Genomic DNA, 259 nt, shown 5'->3' with positions numbered 1-259 from the left:
CGCGGAGAGCGCGCTCGGCGTCGAGGCCCGCGGCGCGTGAGGCGACGACCGTCGCGAGCAGCTCGTCGCCGAGCTGAGCCTCCGTGGCGGGAACGGCGTCCGCGGCGACGGGATCGAGCCCGACCTTCTCGGCCCGGCCCACGAGCTTCGCCGCGAGAGCGAGGGCCGGCATGCCCTGCGGGATGCCGTCGAGCACGCTCGCGCGGGTCGGCTTCTCCACCCTCTTCAGCTCGTCCCAGCGCGCCATCACGGCGTCGGG

At 76.1% G+C, this 259-nt stretch carries 1 pseudogene; it reads right to left on the bottom strand.

What is annotated here, in order from left to right:
• Positions 1–259 (bottom strand): annotated as a pseudogene (locus FJ658_RS16505) (nucleoside triphosphate pyrophosphohydrolase); the annotation flags it as partial.

Source organism: Schumannella sp. 10F1B-5-1 (assembly GCF_006517535.1).
Classification (GTDB): domain Bacteria; phylum Actinomycetota; class Actinomycetes; order Actinomycetales; family Microbacteriaceae; genus Schumannella.
This window is presented reverse-complemented; position numbering and strand designations above follow the sequence as displayed.